This window comes from Plantibacter flavus (assembly GCF_900177615.1).
In the GTDB taxonomy this organism is placed as follows: Bacteria; Actinomycetota; Actinomycetes; order Actinomycetales; family Microbacteriaceae; genus Plantibacter; species Plantibacter flavus.
Window position 1 is genome coordinate 925,037 of sequence record NZ_FXAP01000001.1, and the last position, 16,657, is coordinate 941,693.

Annotated in this window: 15 protein-coding genes; 5 read left to right on the forward strand and 10 right to left on the reverse strand. The window is 68.7% G+C overall.

The annotated features are described in order from the left end of the window. Positions 1 to 65: 65 nt before the first annotated feature. Positions 66 to 263 (forward strand): SGNH/GDSL hydrolase family protein, encoded by a 198-nt coding sequence (locus B9Y95_RS04405; protein WP_085510744.1) that lies wholly within the window; start codon positions 66 to 68, stop codon positions 261 to 263. A 258-nt stretch (positions 264 to 521) separates the two neighbouring features. Here B9Y95_RS04405 and B9Y95_RS04410 read toward each other — a convergent pair whose 3' ends face one another. Further along, positions 522 to 1,592 (reverse strand): acyltransferase family protein, encoded by a 1,071-nt coding sequence (locus B9Y95_RS04410; RefSeq protein WP_085510745.1) that lies wholly within the window; start codon positions 1,590 to 1,592, stop codon positions 522 to 524. A gap of 144 nt (positions 1,593 to 1,736) precedes the next feature. Here B9Y95_RS04410 and B9Y95_RS04415 point away from each other — a divergent pair, with 144 nt between their 5' ends. Next, on the forward strand, positions 1,737 to 2,411 hold the full coding sequence (locus B9Y95_RS04415; protein ID WP_085510746.1) for a response regulator transcription factor: 675 nt from the start codon (positions 1,737 to 1,739) through the stop codon (positions 2,409 to 2,411). Continuing rightward, complete coding sequence (locus B9Y95_RS04420; protein ID WP_085510747.1) at positions 2,408 to 3,571, forward strand: sensor histidine kinase; 1,164 nt, start codon at positions 2,408 to 2,410, stop codon at positions 3,569 to 3,571. The genes B9Y95_RS04415 and B9Y95_RS04420 overlap by 4 nt, the downstream gene beginning before the upstream one ends. A 192-nt stretch (positions 3,572 to 3,763) precedes the next feature. Here the strand turns inward: B9Y95_RS04420 and B9Y95_RS04425 are convergent, their stop codons facing one another. From B9Y95_RS04425 to B9Y95_RS20260, 4 genes are all read right to left on the reverse strand, one after another. Next, positions 3,764 to 5,665 (reverse strand): ABC transporter ATP-binding protein, encoded by a 1,902-nt coding sequence (locus B9Y95_RS04425; protein ID WP_085510748.1) that lies wholly within the window; start codon positions 5,663 to 5,665, stop codon positions 3,764 to 3,766. Between the two features lie 226 nt (positions 5,666 to 5,891). Then, entirely contained in the window at positions 5,892 to 6,944 is a 1,053-nt protein-coding gene (locus B9Y95_RS04430) for a FecCD family ABC transporter permease (RefSeq protein ID WP_085510749.1), read from the reverse strand. Continuing rightward, positions 6,941 to 7,948, reverse strand: coding sequence for an iron chelate uptake ABC transporter family permease subunit (locus tag B9Y95_RS04435; protein ID WP_200811347.1), 1,008 nt, complete (start codon positions 7,946 to 7,948; stop codon positions 6,941 to 6,943). The genes B9Y95_RS04430 and B9Y95_RS04435 overlap by 4 nt, the downstream gene beginning before the upstream one ends. 7 nt (positions 7,949 to 7,955) lie before the next feature. Beyond that, positions 7,956 to 9,023, reverse strand: a complete 1,068-nt coding sequence (locus B9Y95_RS20260) for an ABC transporter substrate-binding protein (protein ID WP_123539708.1) — start codon at positions 9,021 to 9,023, stop codon at positions 7,956 to 7,958. A 111-nt stretch (positions 9,024 to 9,134) separates the two neighbouring features. Here B9Y95_RS20260 and B9Y95_RS20265 point away from each other — a divergent pair, with 111 nt between their 5' ends. Together B9Y95_RS20265 and B9Y95_RS04445 are read left to right on the forward strand one after the other, a co-directional pair. Continuing rightward, positions 9,135 to 9,953 carry an AraC family transcriptional regulator gene (locus B9Y95_RS20265; RefSeq protein WP_123539709.1) on the forward strand — a complete coding sequence of 273 codons (819 nt, stop codon included), beginning with the start codon at positions 9,135 to 9,137 and terminating at the stop codon, positions 9,951 to 9,953. A 92-nt stretch (positions 9,954 to 10,045) separates the two neighbouring features. Then, positions 10,046 to 10,372, forward strand: coding sequence for a hypothetical protein (locus B9Y95_RS04445; RefSeq protein ID WP_143736326.1), 327 nt, complete (start codon positions 10,046 to 10,048; stop codon positions 10,370 to 10,372). A gap of 39 nt (positions 10,373 to 10,411) precedes the next feature. Here B9Y95_RS04445 and B9Y95_RS04450 read toward each other — a convergent pair whose 3' ends face one another. Genes B9Y95_RS04450 through B9Y95_RS04470 form a run of 5 tightly spaced genes read right to left on the reverse strand, consistent with a single transcriptional unit; the run spans position 10,412 to position 16,442 of the window. Next, a complete protein-coding gene (locus tag B9Y95_RS04450) occupies positions 10,412 to 11,866 on the reverse strand; it encodes a PepSY-associated TM helix domain-containing protein (protein WP_085510752.1) in 1,455 nt (484 codons plus the stop codon). Positions 11,867 to 11,912: 46 nt separating this feature from the next. Beyond that, positions 11,913 to 13,151, reverse strand: a complete 1,239-nt coding sequence (locus tag B9Y95_RS04455) for a Dyp-type peroxidase (protein ID WP_085510753.1) — start codon at positions 13,149 to 13,151, stop codon at positions 11,913 to 11,915. Next, complete coding sequence (locus tag B9Y95_RS04460; RefSeq protein ID WP_234993957.1) at positions 13,148 to 13,750, reverse strand: copper chaperone PCu(A)C; 603 nt, start codon at positions 13,748 to 13,750, stop codon at positions 13,148 to 13,150. The genes B9Y95_RS04455 and B9Y95_RS04460 overlap by 4 nt, the downstream gene beginning before the upstream one ends. Beyond that, positions 13,747 to 14,370: a copper resistance CopC family protein gene (locus B9Y95_RS04465; RefSeq protein ID WP_085510754.1), complete on the reverse strand. Its 624-nt coding sequence runs from the start codon at positions 14,368 to 14,370 to the stop codon at positions 13,747 to 13,749. The genes B9Y95_RS04460 and B9Y95_RS04465 overlap by 4 nt, the downstream gene beginning before the upstream one ends. Further along, positions 14,367 to 16,442: a bifunctional copper resistance protein CopD/cytochrome c oxidase assembly protein gene (locus B9Y95_RS04470; protein ID WP_234993958.1), complete on the reverse strand. Its 2,076-nt coding sequence runs from the start codon at positions 16,440 to 16,442 to the stop codon at positions 14,367 to 14,369. The genes B9Y95_RS04465 and B9Y95_RS04470 overlap by 4 nt, the downstream gene beginning before the upstream one ends. Between the last annotated feature and the right edge of the window lie 215 nt (positions 16,443 to 16,657).

Consider the following 16,657-nt stretch of genomic DNA (forward strand, 5'->3'; position numbering starts at 1 on the left):
GGACGGAGCAACCGTACTCGGGCGGTACACGATCGGAGGATGAACGCTCGAAGGACCGGACGGCGTTGCTGACGGGCTGTACCGGGGAGGCCGTCGATCGACTCGTCATCCCGTTCAATCCCCGGGCGGTGGTCGTCTACGCGGGGTCGAACGACATAAGCCGGCTCCCGTTCTTCAGCAAGGGCGGTGAGGACGTGGTGGATCAGGTGATCACCTACGCCGAGGACCTCCACATGGAACTGCCGGACGCGCAGCTGTTCTGAGTTACCATCACCGAGGCACCGATCCGTGCCGGAGTCCGAGACCAGATCCAGGAGGCGAACCGCCTGCACGCGGCGTACGTGGACAACCATGAGGCGGTCACGTTCATCGACACACCACCCGAGCTCTTGACTGCGTCCGGCGACGCTTGACGCGGACTCGGGCGGTCTGGGCAAGTACGCTGCAGCCGGCAAGCCACCCCTGCATCTCGGGAGTGGGGAGAGTCATGCCGATCGCGTCGGGACCGACGGCGTCTGAGGTTACGATGTCGCCAGACGGAATGCATCGACGACAGGGCGTTCGACGGCGCGATGCATGACGCACGCGAGCAGGAACGCCGCTGTTCCTGCGACGACGGCCGCGATGTACGGGTTGCCGCTGATCGTGCTCGGTAGCTGCGGCTGCAGTCCGACGAAGACCTGCAGTGCGAGGAGATGCACGAGGTAGAACGCGAACGACCGGTCGCCGAGGAACACAGCGGCCCGTCTTGCGAGCCAGGTGTTCCTGGCCTCCTGATCGGCACGTGCCAGGGCCGCGATGAGCAGTCCGAACCCGACGGCCGTCCAGGCGGCGGCCCCGAACGGCGATCCCGCCTCGACTGTCGCGGCGACATATCCGGCGAGTGCGATCGGGATGACGATGGAGAGTCGCGGCCCTCGCCAGCCGTGCTCTCGCATCAGGACCGCGAGGGCGAGGCCGAGGACGAACTCAGGCATTCGGAGGACCGGATTGCTGTACGCGCTGAGCTCTGGAGCGACGACCGGGATCATGGCGGGCAGGATCCAGATGAGCGCGATCGCTACGGCCGTCACCCCGAACACGGAGGCGCGGGGGAGCCGGAGGAGGAAGCGCATGATGATCGGGAACAGCAGATAGAAGAAGGCTTCGCACACCAGAGACCAGCTCACCGGGTTGCCGGCCTGCCACCAGTCCGCGCGCCACGCGCTGACGAGGAACAGGTTCGCGAGTGCTGCGAGTGGGTCGACGGTTCGGATCGCCGGGTACACCGTCGCCGCGACGAGGAGCGCCAGAGCGAATGCGACGAGGTGCAGGGGCCAGATGCGGACCAACCGGTTCCACCAGATCACCCGGGTCGGGGTTCCGGGGCGATGGGACCAGGCGAGGACGAAGCCGGAGAGGATGAAGAACAGCGACACCGCGGAAGCCCCACCGCCGGCGATCGCGGTCAGGACGCTCTGCCCGGTTCCAGTGAACACCCCGAGGGTGTGCAGGTGGTAGACGAAGACCGTGCCGGCGGCGAGCGCCCGGAGGCCCGTGAGCGAGTCGAGTCGTGGTGGATGGTCCGTGGACGGGCGGTCGGGTGCTGGCATGGTGATCCTCTTCCCGGTGGTCGGGCATCCGGGTCATCCGATGACAGCCCCTCAAGTGTTGCGACGGTGTCTGCCGAGGACCTTATGCTCGCCAGAGGCCGGTGTGGTGAGGTTGTCCCACATGACCACACCGGAAGGAGTCCCATGCGAGTGCTGATCGTGGAGGACGACGAGTTCCTCGCGGAAGCCGTGCAGACGGGCTTCCGACAGGAGGCAATCGCTGCGGACGTCGTCGGGGACGGTCGACGTGCGCTCGACGCGGCGGACCTGGTGGAGTACGACGTGGTCGTGCTCGATCGCGACATCCCGGTCGTGCACGGCGACGAGGTGTGCGCGGAACTGATCCGACGCGAGCACCCGCCGCGCATCCTGATGCTGACGGCGTCGAGCACCCTCGGTGACAAGGTCGACGGGCTGTCCCTCGGCGCCGACGACTACCTCACGAAGCCGTTCGAGTTCGACGAGCTCGTCGCGCGCGTCCTGGCACTGTACCGCCGGGCTCATGTCGCGACGCCACCGGTGCTGATGATGGCTGACCTCCGGCTCGATTCGTTCCGGCGGGAGGCCTACCGCGCGGGTCGATACCTGCACCTGACACGGAAGGAGTTCGCCGTGCTCGAAGTGCTCATGCGAGCCCGGGGTGGCGTGGTCAGCGCGGAGCGGCTGCTCGAGCAGGCGTGGGACGAGAACGCCGACCCGTTCACGAACGCGATCCGCGTGACGGTCTCCACCCTGCGGAAGAAGCTCGGCACCCCGCCGGTGCTCCACACGGTCCCGGGCGTCGGGTACCGCCTCGACGACGGTGGGAGCCGGTCGTGATCGCGTTCTGGCGGAGGTTCACGGCACCCGTCCGGATCGGGATCCTCTGCGCGCTGGGCATGTTCGTCGGTCAGGTAGCGCTCCTCTTGGCGTTCAGCCTCACGCTCGGTGCGTCGACCGTGGTGCCGGTGATGGTCCCCACACCGTCCCCCACCTACGACCCCGCCTCCGGTGGATTCATCTCGACCGGCGGTGGCCTGGTTGAGGGCTCGATGTCCGTCGGCCCCGATCCGATGGCACTGTCTTGGGTTGCAGCACCGATCATGCTGATCTCGGTCGTCACCGCCGGACTCCTCGGCTGGTTCATCGGCCGACGCGCGGAAGCACCCCTGCGTCGAGCGCTCGCCGCTGTCGGTGACATCGACATGACGGTCCGCACCCGCGCGCGGCTCGGTGGGGGAACGCCGGGGGCGGTGTCGCAGGAGGTCATCGTCGCGTTCAACGCCCTGCTCGACCGCCTGCAGTCAGGCTTCGCCGACGGATCTCGCTTCGCCGCCAACGCCTCACACGAACTCCGCACACCACTCGCGGCCTCCCGGGTGATGCTGCAGGTCGCGAAGAAGACACCGCGTGATCCGGACACCGACCGCCTGCTCTCACGGCTGTTGCTCGTGAACGACCGGATGATCGGGATCACCGAAGCCCTCCTCGACCTGGCGTCGGCAGAGAACGAGCTCGCGACGAGCCATGTGCCGCTCAGATCCGTCGTCGCCGACACGATCGCACTCCTCGAACCCGAGATATCGCAACGTGGACTTCGGCTGCGACTCCGCCTCGACGAGGTTGAAGTGGTCGGACACGAGGCGCTCCTGCGGCAGTTGGTCACGAATCTCATCCGCAACGCTGTCGTCCACAACCTGAACGGCGGCATCCTGACGGTCACCCTGCACGGGGGAGCGGCAGCCACCCTGGCGATCGAGAACGACGGTGCGCGCGTCGACCCTGCTTCGATCCCACGATTGATGCATCCCTTCGCCCGACAGGAGGAGCGGACCCATCGAAGCGGGGGAGGCAGTGGTCTTGGTCTGGCGATCGTCGCGAGGATCGTCGACGCACACGACGGTGAGCTGACGTTGACCGCGCGACCGAGCGGGGGGATGATCGCGCAACTCGTCCTGCCTGAGCCAAGCCGACCGGAGATGAGCGCTTCGACGCCCTGAGGAGCGGCGACTTGGTGCGATCGGGAGCGAGAGGGAGCGACGACGTGTCTGGTCTCCGCCCTCGCATCGGCTGATCGGCATCTGGGTAGGGGTGGTGTGGTCGAGGCTGGGAGGGGATTTCCCATGGACCGTGCGGGTGGGACTGGGCGAACTCGGCGTGAGTGAGCGGGGTGTCGTGACTGTGCTCCGCTGTCACGTCCCGCTCGGTGTCTCCTCATCCGCTGCCAGGTTCTTCTGGACGGCGAACTGTGTCCGGTGCAGCTCTTCGTACCGCCCACCGGCGGCGAGCAGCTCCTCGTGCGTACCGCTCTCCACGATCGAGCCCTCCTCGACCACGAGGATCAGGTCCGCGCTGCGGATGGTCGAGAGCCGGTGCGCGATGACCATCGCCGTCCGGCCCTCGAGCGCCTCGCTGAGCGCCGCCTGCACGGCGGCCTCCGAGGTCGAGTCCAGCGCCGCTGTCGCCTCATCGAGGATGACGACGCGCGGCTGGGCGAGGAGCAGTCGTGCGATGGTCATCCGCTGACGCTCACCACCGGACAGTCGGTAGCCACGCTCGCCCACCATGGTGTCCAGCTGGTCCGGCAGGGACCGGATGAGCGGTTCGAGCCGCGCGCGGCGGACGGCGTCCCACACCTCGTCCTCGGACGCCTCCGGACGCGCGAGGCGCAGATTGGAGCGGATGGTCTCATGGAACAGGTGGCCGTCCTGCGTCACCATGCCCAGGGTGTGCCGCATGGAGGCGAAGGCGACATCGCGGACGTCCGTCCCCGCGAGACGTACGGCGCCCTCGTCGACGTCATACAGCCGCGACAGCAGCTGCGCGATCGTGGACTTACCCGCTCCTGACGAGCCGACGAGGGCGACGGTCTGCCCTGGTTCGATCCGGAAGGAGACGCCGTGCAGCACCTCCTCGCCGCCGCGGGTGTCCAGCGTCGAAACCTCTTCCAGAGAGGCGAGGGACACCTTGTCCGCCGACGGGTAGGCGAAGTGGACGTCGTCGAACTCGACGGACACCGGACCATCGGCGACGGTGACGGCGTCGGGTTTCTCCCGGATGAGCGGTTCGAGGTCGAGCACCTCGAACACGCGCTCGAAGCTGACCACCGCGCTCATGATCTCCACCCGAGCGTTGGCGAGGCCGGTCAGCGGTGCGTAGAGGCGGGTGAGGAGGAGCGCCAGGGTGACGACCTCACCGGTGTCCAGTTGTCCGGCGAGTGCGAGGAAGCCGCCGAGGCCGTACACGAGGGCGAGCGCGAGGGCGGAGACGAGCATCAACGCGGTGAAGAAGACGAACTGCAGCATCGCCGTCCGGACGCCGATGTCGCGGACGCGGGCGGCACGGACGCGGAACTCCTCAGCCTCCTGATCCGGTCGGCCGAACAGCTTGACGAGCGTGGCACCGGGCGCTGAGAAGCGCTCGGTCATCTGCGTGCTCATGGCCGAGTTGTGGTCGGCGGCTTCGCGACGCAGCGCGGCAAGACGGCTACCCATGCGGCGCGCGGGTATCAGGAAGATGGGCAGCATCACCACGGCGAGGACCGTCACGAGCCAGGACGTGCTGAGCATGACGATCAGCGTGAGGATCAGGGCCACGAGGTTCGTGATCACGCCGGACAGCGTGCCGCTGAAGGCCTGCTGCGCGCCGATCACGTCGTTGTTGAGGCGGCTCACGAGCGCGCCCGTCCGTGTGCGGGTGAAGAACGCGATCGGCATCTGCTGCACATGGTTGAAGACGGCCGTGCGGAGGTCCAGGATCACGCCTTCGCCGATCCGCGCCGAATACCATCGCGTCACGAGGGACACGGCGGCGTCGGCGACGGCCACGAGGGCGATGACGACGGCGAGGCGGACGATCGTGGCCACCTCGCCCCGGGCGACGATGACGTCGACCACCTGGCCGGCGAGGACCGGCGTCGCGACCGCGAGGAACGCTCCCGCGACGGAGAGGGCGATGAAGACCAGCAGCTTGGACCGGTAGGGCACCGCGAACGTCATGATGCGCCGCACGGACTCACGGGAGATGCCGTGCTTGCCGTCCTTGGCGGTCGAGATCTTGTACAGCGAGCTCCAGGCCGCGCTCTCCATGCTCATTGCGACTCCTCACGCCCCGCTGCGCATGAGCACGTCCCTGACCCCGGTCACGACCCGGGTGGCGACGCGAACGCAGACCTGCGAGATGGTAGCAGCCTCGCTCCCGCCGTCGCTTCCGCCATGTCGGCTCATCGACCCCGGCGAGCGTGGGCGAGGCCGGCGACTGTGCGCGGTCAGCGCTGGGGAAGCCGGAACCACCCCGAGGGACGGAACCTTCGACGCATCATCACGAACGCCTGCGGATCTCGTGGACGAGCAGCCACACGAGGTAACCGCCACCCACGATCACGGTGACGACCCCCACCGGCAGCGACGTCGGCAGCAGGTGCTGCGCGACGATGTCGGATGCCAGCAGCATGAGCGCACCGAGGAGGGCGGACGGCACCAGTGCGATGCCGGCGGTGCGGGTGATCCGCTGCGCGATCTGCGGGGCGGCGAGGGCGACGAACGCGATGGGTCCGGCCGCGCCCGTGACGACAGCGGTGAGCGCGACGGCGCACGCCACGAGACCGAGCCGCGAACGTTCGACCCGCGATCCGAGGGCCTTCGCCGCGTCGTCGCCGAGCTCGAGCTGTCGGAGCGATCCGCCGAGCGGACCGAGGGCGATGATGACGGCGATGATCACGACTGCGGCGGGGAGGAGTTGCGCCCAACCCACGCTGTTCAGCGAGCCGGCGCCCCACACGGTGGCGAGCATCGCGACTTCGAGCTTCGCCCTGAGTACAAGGTAGGAGCTGAGCGCTTCGAGCATGGCGGAGATGCCGATGCCCACGACGATGAGACGGAAGCCCTGGACGCCTCGACGGTAGCTGAGGAGGTAGACCAGCGCTGTGGCGATCAGCCCGCCGCCGATGGCGCCACCCGCGACGGCGGCCGACCCTGCGCCCGCGCCGATCACGATGATCACGATGAGACCGCCCGCGTACGACCCCGCGGTGAGCCCGATGATGTCGGGGCTTGCGAGCGGGTTGCGGGTGAGGGACTGGAAGATCGCACCGGAGAGCCCGAGGGCCCCGCCGAAGAGCAGCGCGGCGAGGACCCGTGGGAGGCGCCACTCGAGCACCACCGTCTGCACCAGACCGCCCGGCTGGCCGAGGAAGGTCGACGCCACCTCGTCGACCGACAGGGGCAGATCGCCGAGGCACAGTGCGAGCAACGCCAGTGCGCAGAGGATTGCGCAGAACACGCCGCACACGACGATCGTGCGCACCCGGACACGGAGGGAGAGCGAGCGCCGACGCCACACGACCGTGCGCGGTCCCGTCTCGACGCCTGTCACAGTGCGCTCGCCTTCGCGCGCCGCACGAGGTGGATCAGCACGGGCGCACCGATGAACGCGGTGACGATTCCGACCGGGACGTCACTCGGCCAGAGGATCACGCGACCGATCACGTCGGAGGTGAGCAGCACGGCCGGCGCGATCAGGATCGAGTACGCCACGATCCACCGCTGGTCGGGGCCGACGATCCAGCGCGCGATGTGGGGCACCATGAGGCCAACGAAGCCGACCGGTCCGGCGATCGCGGTCGCCGCACCCGCCAGCAGGGTGATCGCCACGACCGCGAGCACGCGGGTGGTCACGAGGCGCGTGCCGAGTGAGGAGGCGAGATCGTCGCCCAGCGCCAGGGCGTTCAGCGATCGAGCACTGAACAGTGCGATGACGACGCCCGCGACGACGAAGGGGAGCGCCGGCAGGATGACGTCGAAGCCGCGCTCGACGAAGGACCCGGCGTTCCACCCGCGGAGCTGCCTGAACGTGACCGGGTCGAGGAGCATCATCGCGGTCGTGATGCCGCTGAGTACCGCAGCAAGGGCGACGCCAGCGAGGGTCAGCCGGACCGGATCCGCGCCACCACGTCCTGCCGAGCCGATCACGTAGACGAGTGCCGTCACGACGAGGGCTCCCAGGAACGCGAACGGCAGGTACTGCACGGGTGTGCGTGCGCCGAGCAGGACACCGATCGCGACGAAGAGTGCCGCGCCCGCGTCGACGCCGAGGATGCCCGGATCACCGAGGGGATTTCGGGTGAGGCCCTGGATGAGTGCTCCCGAGACGCCGAGCCCGACACCGACGACGAGCCCGGCCACGGTGCGGGGGATCCGCAGATCGAGGACGACCAGATCGGTGACGGAGCCATCGGGCGTCGTGAGTGCCCGCCAGACGTCGATCAGGCCCACGGGGTGGGACCCCACGAGGACGCTGAGCAGGATCGCGGTCGCGAGTGCCGCGACCGCGATGCCGAGCCCCAGCGAACGGCGCCCGCGAGGGGTGCGCGAGGTCACCGACGGGTCAGCCGTCGACGCTCTGCGGAGCTGTGCCGGCGACGGCGTCCACCAGGCGCGGCACCAGCTGCTCGAGGACGTACTTCTGGCTGAGTGGGGTGAGGAAGTAGATCGCGCCGGCGAGCTCGCCGTCGGTGAAGACCGCGTGCCCGCCGGTCACGGCGTCGAGGCTCGAGGTGGTGCCGAATCCCAGCACCTCCTGGACGGCATCCGCTGACTCCGTGGCGAAGACGATCACGTCAGCATCGATGACGCCGACGTTCTCCGCGGCGATCTGCGCCTGTCCGCCCTCGCTCGGGACGTACTGCTGCAACCCGGGCGTGATCGTGAACCCGAGGTCCGTCAGGAAGTCGGTGTTGAGGCCGTCGGGGTAGACCCACAGGTTGCCGTCCCACGGCCCACCCTGCGAGAACGTCGCGGTGAGGCCCGCGAACTCCGGGTGCGCTGCTGCCGCCGCCGCATAGGCATCGTCGACGCCCGTGATGAGCGCCTCGCCTTCCGCCGACCGACCCACTGCCTGGGCGACCATCCTGGTCTGGTCCCGCCAGTCCGCGAAGTAGAGCCCCGCGCCCTCCTCATTGGTCACGGTCGGCGCGATCTCCGCGAGCTTCCCGTAGTTCTCCTCGGTCATGCCGGCGTTCGTCCCGATGATCAGGTCCGGCCGCAGTGACGCGATCTTCTCGTACTCGAACCCATCGGTCGTGCTGAGGACGGTCGGCTCGGCATCGCCCAGGAGATCCGTCGCCCACGGCCACACCGCATACGGCTGTTCGCCGTACCATTCCGTCGTCGCGATCGGTGTGACGCCGAGTTCGAGGAGGATGTCCTGCTCGGTCAGGCCGACCACGACGATCCGCTGCGGTTCCGACGGGATGACCGTCTCGCCGTATTCGTGCTCGATCGTCACCGGGAACGAGTCGCTGGGCTCGGTCGTGTAGTTCGGGTTCTCGGCGGTGGTCGACGCGGCGCTCGAGCAGGCGGAGAGCGCGACACCGACGAGGGCGAGAGCGCTCACCGCGGCAAGCAGGCGAGCGGTCCTCGCGCTCGGGGCGCGGTGGTGCTTCGGAACGATCATGGGGTCCTTCATCGGTTCGGCTGGCGGGATGACGACAGTCAGGTTAGCCTTGCCTAATCGCTTCGCGCTATCGCGCTGAGCGGACAGGACTTGTCGAATGGAGACAGCTGGATGTCTGGTCGCGATCACTCGGACGGCGGGATCAAGCTCCTCGGCCCGCTGGATGACGCCGAAGGGACATCGGGGGAGTTCCGGGTTTCCCGCTCGCGGGTCGACGCGACGACGCGGTTCGACGAGCACTCGCACCGCGAAGACCAACTCGCGTGGATGAGCTCCGGCTCGATGGAGGTGTCGGTCCTCGGCGATCGCCGGCGACTGCGGCGAGAGCATCTCGCCTGGATCCCCGCGGGGATGGTGCACGAGATGAGCTTCAGCGAGCCCGGCGAGCTCATCAGCGTCTATGCCGACCCGATGCTGCGCCCCCAGGGCGGACGATGGAACGGCGCGCGGACCGTCCGGGTCGACGAGCTGTCGGCAGCTCTGCTGGCCCACCTGCTCGACGCCGACCCGACCGGGCGCCGGCGATGGCGGTGCTGGTCGCTCCTGATCGACCTGCTCTCGGCTGCGGCTCGTGACGACGAGACGTTGGCCATGCCCCGTGAGCCGCGTGCGCGTGCCATCGCGTCGGCCCTGATGGCCGACCCCGCCGACCCGCGCGGGCTCGACGATTGGGCGTCGGCGGCGGGCGTCAGCTCGAAGACGATCGGCCGGGCGTTCCTGGACGGAACAGGATGCACCTTCCGCGAGTGGCGGGTCCGCGTGCGCCTGCATGCCGCCGCGGGCATGCTCGGACGGGGTGCCGCCGTACAGGACGTCGCACCCGCGGTCGGCTACGAGTCGGTGAGCAGCTTCATCGGGGCGTTCCGCACCCGGTTCTCCGTGACCCCCGCCGTCTACGCCGTGCGTAGTCGGTCGGCGGAGGTCATCTGACGCGAAGTCGGATGCGGCTTCAGGCGATTTGGAGAGACCGACCGTCTCCATCGGTCTGGCCGGCGCCTCGTCTTCCGCTCTAGGGTGGCCGTATGGCCTTCCCGCAAGCACGGCGGTCGACCACCCGGTGGAGCCTGATTCTCCGGGTGATCGCCGGTGTCGTCGGCGCCGCGGCCGCGATCGTCTTGCTGCTGGCGATCTGGATGGTGGTGTCGAGCCGGTTCGGCTGGGACGACCGCGACGTCCACGGCTACAGCCTGCTCTTCGGAACCCCGATTGCACTCTTCGCCGGGCTGGTCACGGCAGTCTCGTTACCGCTGGCGGTGCCGCCGGCGCACCGGAGCCGTACGCGGGCCGTGACCCTCGGAGTGCTCGCGGTGACCGTCGTGCTGCTCGTCATCGCGGTCGTCACCGCCTGAATCCACCCAGCGCGACCTCTCCTCATCGCTCCTCAGCGATCACTCGATCTCGGCAGACCGTAGGCGGGTTCGGAGTCCGAGCAGGACGTCGACCACGACGAAGGCGGCGAGGCTGAGGCCGAGGAGCGGCAGGAGCGTCCCGATACCGGCCGCGACGATGAGGACCGCGACGATGCCCCACCAGGGTGCACGGCGGATCGCGCCGCGCGCTGGGGTGCGGCCGACGATGCGTCCAGGTCCGCGGGTCGGTCTGCGCTGCCACCACATGACGTAGCCCCAGACGACCATCGCGATGATCCCGGACGCGAGGGCGACGAGGAGGAGCTGGTTGGGGAGGCCGAACATGGAACCCATGTGGGTGTCGATGCCCCAGCGGGTGAGTTTCGCGGCGAGGTTGAAGTCCTTGAAGTCGACCCGGTCGGTGACCTGCATGGTCTGTCCGTCGATGGCGACCGCGTCGACTTCGGTCGGGAAGCTGCGCTGGATCTCCTGCACCACCCACGCGGTGCCGACGGTGGCCGGTGGCTTGATCTCGACGAGGCCCGTGTTGACGTTGACCTCCCGGGCGATGGACAGGACCGCGTCGAAGGTCGCTGGGTTGGCTGTCACCGCCGCGGTATCGGAGGTGGGAGCGGTGGCGCCCCCGTGGCCGGCATGCTCATCTGCCGCTGCGGATTCGCCGGAGAGGTCGGTGGTGACGGATGGGGTGGACCAGTCGAAGGCGGCGCGGAGGGTGCCGACGTTGCCGCCGCCGTACTGGGACCAGGTGATGCCGGTGGCGGACAGGAACAGTGCGCCGACGAGGAGCCAGATACCGGTCGAGGTGTGCCAGGAGAGGATGCGCCGGTACCCCTTGGCTCGGTTGTTCGGGCGGACGAAGTCCTTCTTGGTGCGGGCTTTGCGGATGCGGGCGATCCAGAGGCCGAGGCCGGCGAGGGCGATGACACCGAGCCAGGAGGCGGCGAGTTCGCTGTAGAGGCGTCCGACCTCGCCGAGGTGCAGGTTGCGGTGGAGCTGGTCGATCCAGGTGCGCAGCGGCAGTGCTCCGCTGGTGCCGTACGCGGTGAGGTCGCCGCGGATCTGGGCGGTGGCCGGGTCGACGAACACGGCCCGGGTCTCACTCTCTCCGAGTCCGGTTCCTGCGTACATGACCCGGGTGGTGTCGCCGGGGTTCGGTGCGGGGCGCACGGCGACGATGGTGTCCTGATCCTTGGTATACGCGTTCGCAGCTTCGATCTGGTCCGCGAGCGGCAGATACTCGTCGGCCTCCGGCGCGTGGAGCTGCTCGGCGTACACGAGCTGCTCGAGTTGCGGGGTCAGGGCGTAGAGCGCACCGCTGGTCGCCGCGACGAGGATGAACGGTCCGACGAAGATCGCGGCGTAGAAGTGGAGGCGCAGCAGCAGTTGCGGGAACCATCCACGGCTGCGGTTCGGTTTCGGGGGTGGTCCATCGGCGTGGGGTTCGTCCACTGGTGGCCGGGTCATGGTGGTCATGCGGTGCCCTATTCTGCGGTGCTGGTGTCGAAGGTGCGCGGGTGGGTCAGCTGAGGAGGGTGTCGCCGATGTAGCCGCCGTCCGTGCATCCGGGTGGGATCGCGAAGACGGCGGAACCGATCGGGGTGGTCCACTCGTTGAGGAGGTCGAGCTGGTCGAGGCGTTGTTGGATGGGCACGAATTGCTTGGTGACGTCGGCCTGGTAGGAGACGAACAGCAGCCCACTGTTGGAGATCTCGGAGCCGGTGGGTGCTTGATCGTAGTTGTAGCCGCGCCGGTAGATGCGCTCGGCAGTGTTCTCGGAGCGGGCCCTGCGGATGTGGGAGAACTCGGGGATAACGGGGAAGCCGATGCTCGTCTTGGCGTCGAAGTCAGGTTCGTCGTGCTCGTGGGTCCCGGTGAGTGGTGCGCCGTTGGCGAGCGTGCGTCCGACGGACTGCTCGCGGCCGCCGCGGTCGACACGGTCCCACTTGTCGAGGTTCATGCGGGTGCGGCGGAGCACGAAGCCCGTGCCTCCGGCGAGCCAGCCCTCGGTGTTCCAGACGAGTTCGGCGAAGTCGTCTCCGTCGGGAGCTGGGTTGGACGTGCCGTCGACCTGTCCGAAGAGGTTCCGCATGGTCGTGCCAGGCTTCTCGGATCCGTGCGCACGGCGGAAGCCGGTCTGGGTCCAGCGGACGGACGCGAAGCTGCGGGTGTCCTTCAGTAGCATCCGGGTCGCGTGGGCGACCGTGAAGGCGTCGTCGGCGGCGATCTGCAGGAGCAGGTCGCCGCCGTTCCAGGCCGGGTCGAGCTGGTCGATGGTGAACGCGGGGAGTGGGCCGAGCCAAACGGGCTTCGCTGACGCGTCCGCGGCGCGCGTGACGAACTCGGGTCCGAACCCGAAGGTGACCGTGAGCCGTGCCGGAACGGTGCCGAGCTCCGGTTCGGAGTCGGCCAGCGCGGGCAGACCCTGGGTGAGGCGGGCTGCGTCGTCGGTAAGGATCTGCATCATCCGCCGCAGGGCGTCACGACCGGTTTCCGGGTGCAGATCGAGGGCGATGAACGTCGCGTGGGCCTGCGGGGTGGTCGCGATGCCGGCCTGGTGGGTGCCGTAGAACGCGACGGTCTCCTCACCGTTCAACGCGGCTTCGGTCTCCGTCGTCGCGGGTGCGTCGCCGCCGCGGTTGAGTAAGGCGTCAGTACCGATGGCCGCCGCGGCACCGAAGCCGGCGACGGCCCCTCCGAAGAGGAGCCCTCGCCGGCTGACGCCAGACCGGCCCGGTTCGGGTGTCTGAGGTTCGGTCACTTGCTGTCGCCGCCCATGTCCATGTCCGTGTCGCCGCCCTCGTAGTTCTCGTTCGCGCCGGAGTAGTCCTTCGCCGGAACGGTGAACTCGTAGGTGGAGTCGTCGGAGAACGTGAGGGTGAAGGTGACCTCATCGCCCGCCTTGATCGGGTTCACGAGGTCCATGAGCATGATGTGGTTGCCGCCGGGTTCCAGGCTCAGGCTCTTGCCGGCCGGGATGGTGAATCCGCCGGACTTCTCGCGCATGACCATCTCACCGGACTCGTTCTCGACCGTCTCGTGCAGCTCGATCATGGTCGACGCCTTCGTGGTGGCGGAGACGACGGTGACGTCCTGGTCGCTGCTGTTCTCGAGTTCCCCGAATGCTGCGGACATGCCCTCGTCGGCGGCCTTGACCCAGCCGTTTTCGATGGCGACAGATTCGCCTGCCGGCTTCGTGTCGGCCGTGGTACTGGCGGCGGTGCTGCAGCCCGTCAGCGCGATGACGGCCGCGGCGGTGAGCGCGAGGAGCTTGCTGGTGGTGCGTGCGTGCATGGTGATGCCTTTCCTGGTGGGGTGCTGCTGGATGGGATGGTGGAAGGTCGGCGGGGTATCGGTCATCGGGATCTCGTTCCGGCGGTGGTGCCCGGTCGACGTTTGCGCCAGACGGTGAACGCCCAGAACGCGAGGACGGCGATCGCTGCGCCGCCGAGTCCGATCAGCGCAGGCCGAAGTGCCGAGGCGTTATCTGTGGGGGAGGTGTTGTCTGTGAGGTCTGCCGCGACTGGAGCCGCTGCGGTGGGTGTGGGGGTCGACGTCGCAGGGGCGCGATCGGCCGGTGTCGCACCGCCGACGGTGAAGGGGATGAGGCCGCTGATGGGGTGGCCGTCTGCGGAGACGACGCGCCAGCGGATCTCGTACGCACCGGTCGGGAGCGTGTCTTCGATGCGTGCGGTGACGTCGGAGCCGTTCAGGATCGGCTCGCCGGTGATCCAGTTGTGCTCGTCCTGGTCGACGAGCAGCACGATCGCGCCGATCGTCAGGACGCTGTCCGAGTACTGCAGGGTCGCTTCCGTCGGCGAGGTGTCGAGCGCTGCTCCGTCGCCGGGCGTGCTCGCGAGGAGCTGGTCGTGCGCGGACGCGGGGGCGGCGCCGAGCGTGAGTATGCCGGCGACCGCCAGGACGCATGCAGTGAGCAGCACTGCGAGGCGTCTGAGGCGGGTCGGTGCGTGTGTGGTCACGGGTGGTCCTTTCGATGGGCCTGGTCGTGGTCGTTGATGCGTGCGAGGTGGGCGTTGTAGTCGGTGAGTTCCGCGTCCCCGTCGCGGTCGGCACGGCGGTCGTAGCGTTTCGCGGCACGTTCGTCACTCCGCACCCATTGGGAGACGACGATGAGGGCGACGAGGACGGCGGGGATCTCGCCGACGCTCCACGCGATGCCGCCGCCGACCGCCTGATCGGCGAGGAGCGCCGCGGTGTTCGTGTATCCGAGCGCGGTCCACCACCCTTCCGCGAGCACGGTTGCGCTGGACATGATCGCGAGTCCGAAGAAGGCGTGGAAGGCGAGGGTCGCGAGCAGCAGGATGATCCGGAACGGGTAGGCCGGACGGTTCGGGCCCGGGTCGATGCCGATGAGGACCCAGAAGAACAGGTACCCGGTGGCGAGGAAGTGCACCGTCATCAGGATGTGACCCTGGTGGGCGAGCATCGCCCACTCGAACCAACCGGTGTAGTAGAACACCACCAGACTCCCGGCGAAGAGCACTCCTGCGACGGCCGGTTTGGACAGCAGCCGCAGGTACCGCGAGTGCACGACGGCGAGGATCCACTCCCGGAGACCTCGGCCTCCGTCGGTGCGACTCGGCAGGGTTCGCAGGGCGAGGAGGATCGGGCCGCCCAGGACGAGCAGCGGCGGCACGATCATCATGAGCGCCATGTGCTGCAGCATGTGCGTGCTGAAGTGGATCTGCCCGTAGACGGCGAGGCCACCGCTGGTCGCGTACAACAGCGCCGCGCAGCCGGCCAGCCAGGCGATCAGGCGGACCACGGGCCAGGCGTCGCCGCGGCGCCGGAGCGTACGGAACGCCCACAGATACCAGGCCGCACCGACCACGGCGATGCCGGCCCACATCCAGTCGACGTGCCACTCGGTGAACATCCGCAGCGGGGTCACCTCCGGCGGGTAGGCGAACCCGAGGAGCCGGCGGCGGACGTCGTCGGCGACCGGCTCCTGCGACACCGGCGGTTGGCTGCGCGACAACGCGACCGAGACGCCCATCGTGACCGCCATGACGACGACCTCGACGACCGCGAGCCGGATGAACGTCGACCGCTTCCCGGGTTCGGCCTGCAGCCGGGGGATGAGCCGGAGCCGGTGCCACACGCCGGCGAGTCCGAGCAGCACGAGCGCGACGGTCTTCGCGACCAGGAGCAGCCCATACGGGGTCAGGAGATCCATCGGGCCCGCGAGTCGCAGCGAGGCGTTCACGACGCCGGAGAAGGCCACCGCCCCGAACGCCCAACCGGCGAGCACCGAGTAGCGTGCGACGACCGCGCCGATCTGATCGCCGACCTTCCGACGAAGGATGATCACGGCCACGAGACCGCCGACCCAGGCGGTGACGCCGATGAGGTGGATCGCGAGCGAGTTGACCGCGTTGCCGTGCTCGTCGGAGCCTGCCGCGTGACCCGATAAGGACAGCGGAAGTAGTGCGAAGACGGCGATCGCGTTCGCGGCCGCGATCCACGCCAGGCGTCGGGCCAGGAGCACGATGCAGAACACCACCAGCACGCACGCGAGCGAGAACACCAGGGTCTGCCCGAGCTCCAACTCCGTCGCGTAGAACAGGAAGGTCTTCGCGAACGTCGGTGAGGACACCGGTACGCCGATGGAGTTCGCCGCGGTGAACACCAGCACCGCGATTCCCGCTGCCAGCCAGACGGAGGCCGCCCAGGCCGCCCAGCGGATCGCCTTCGACTGCGAGAACGACACGACACCCGGGAGAATCCGCTGTCCTGGCAGCAGGAAGGTCGCAGCGATGAGCAGGCCGATCGTGACCGACGCGGCCGCATCGTGGACGACCCTCGCGACCGGCAGACCGCGAGTGACGATCACCCCCGGATCCGACAGGAGCGTGCCGGTCGTGAACGCACCGGTGAACTGCAGCGCGGAGAGCGCCACGACGACCGCCACCGGCAACGCGGCCAGCATGACGGCTTCAGGTGCACGGATCGGCACGAGGACGGGCGACGGGCCTCGCTGACCGCTCGGATCGGCTTCGGGCGCATTCGACGGAATGGTTGTTTCGGCCACAGGAGGTGGCTCCTTCCCCGCGGGCTCGAGTGGACGAACCCAGCGGCACAGCTCACCCGGTGAGCCCGCGACCGCACCCGAACGGGCGCCGGGGCAGGACCGAGCGGCGGAAATGGTGGCACTCCGCCGGTGCACGGCGCATCGGGACGACCGTGGTTCAAGCGTCGTCGTCGAGGAAGCGTCCTATGCGCACGCAGCGGTGACCGTCGACCGAG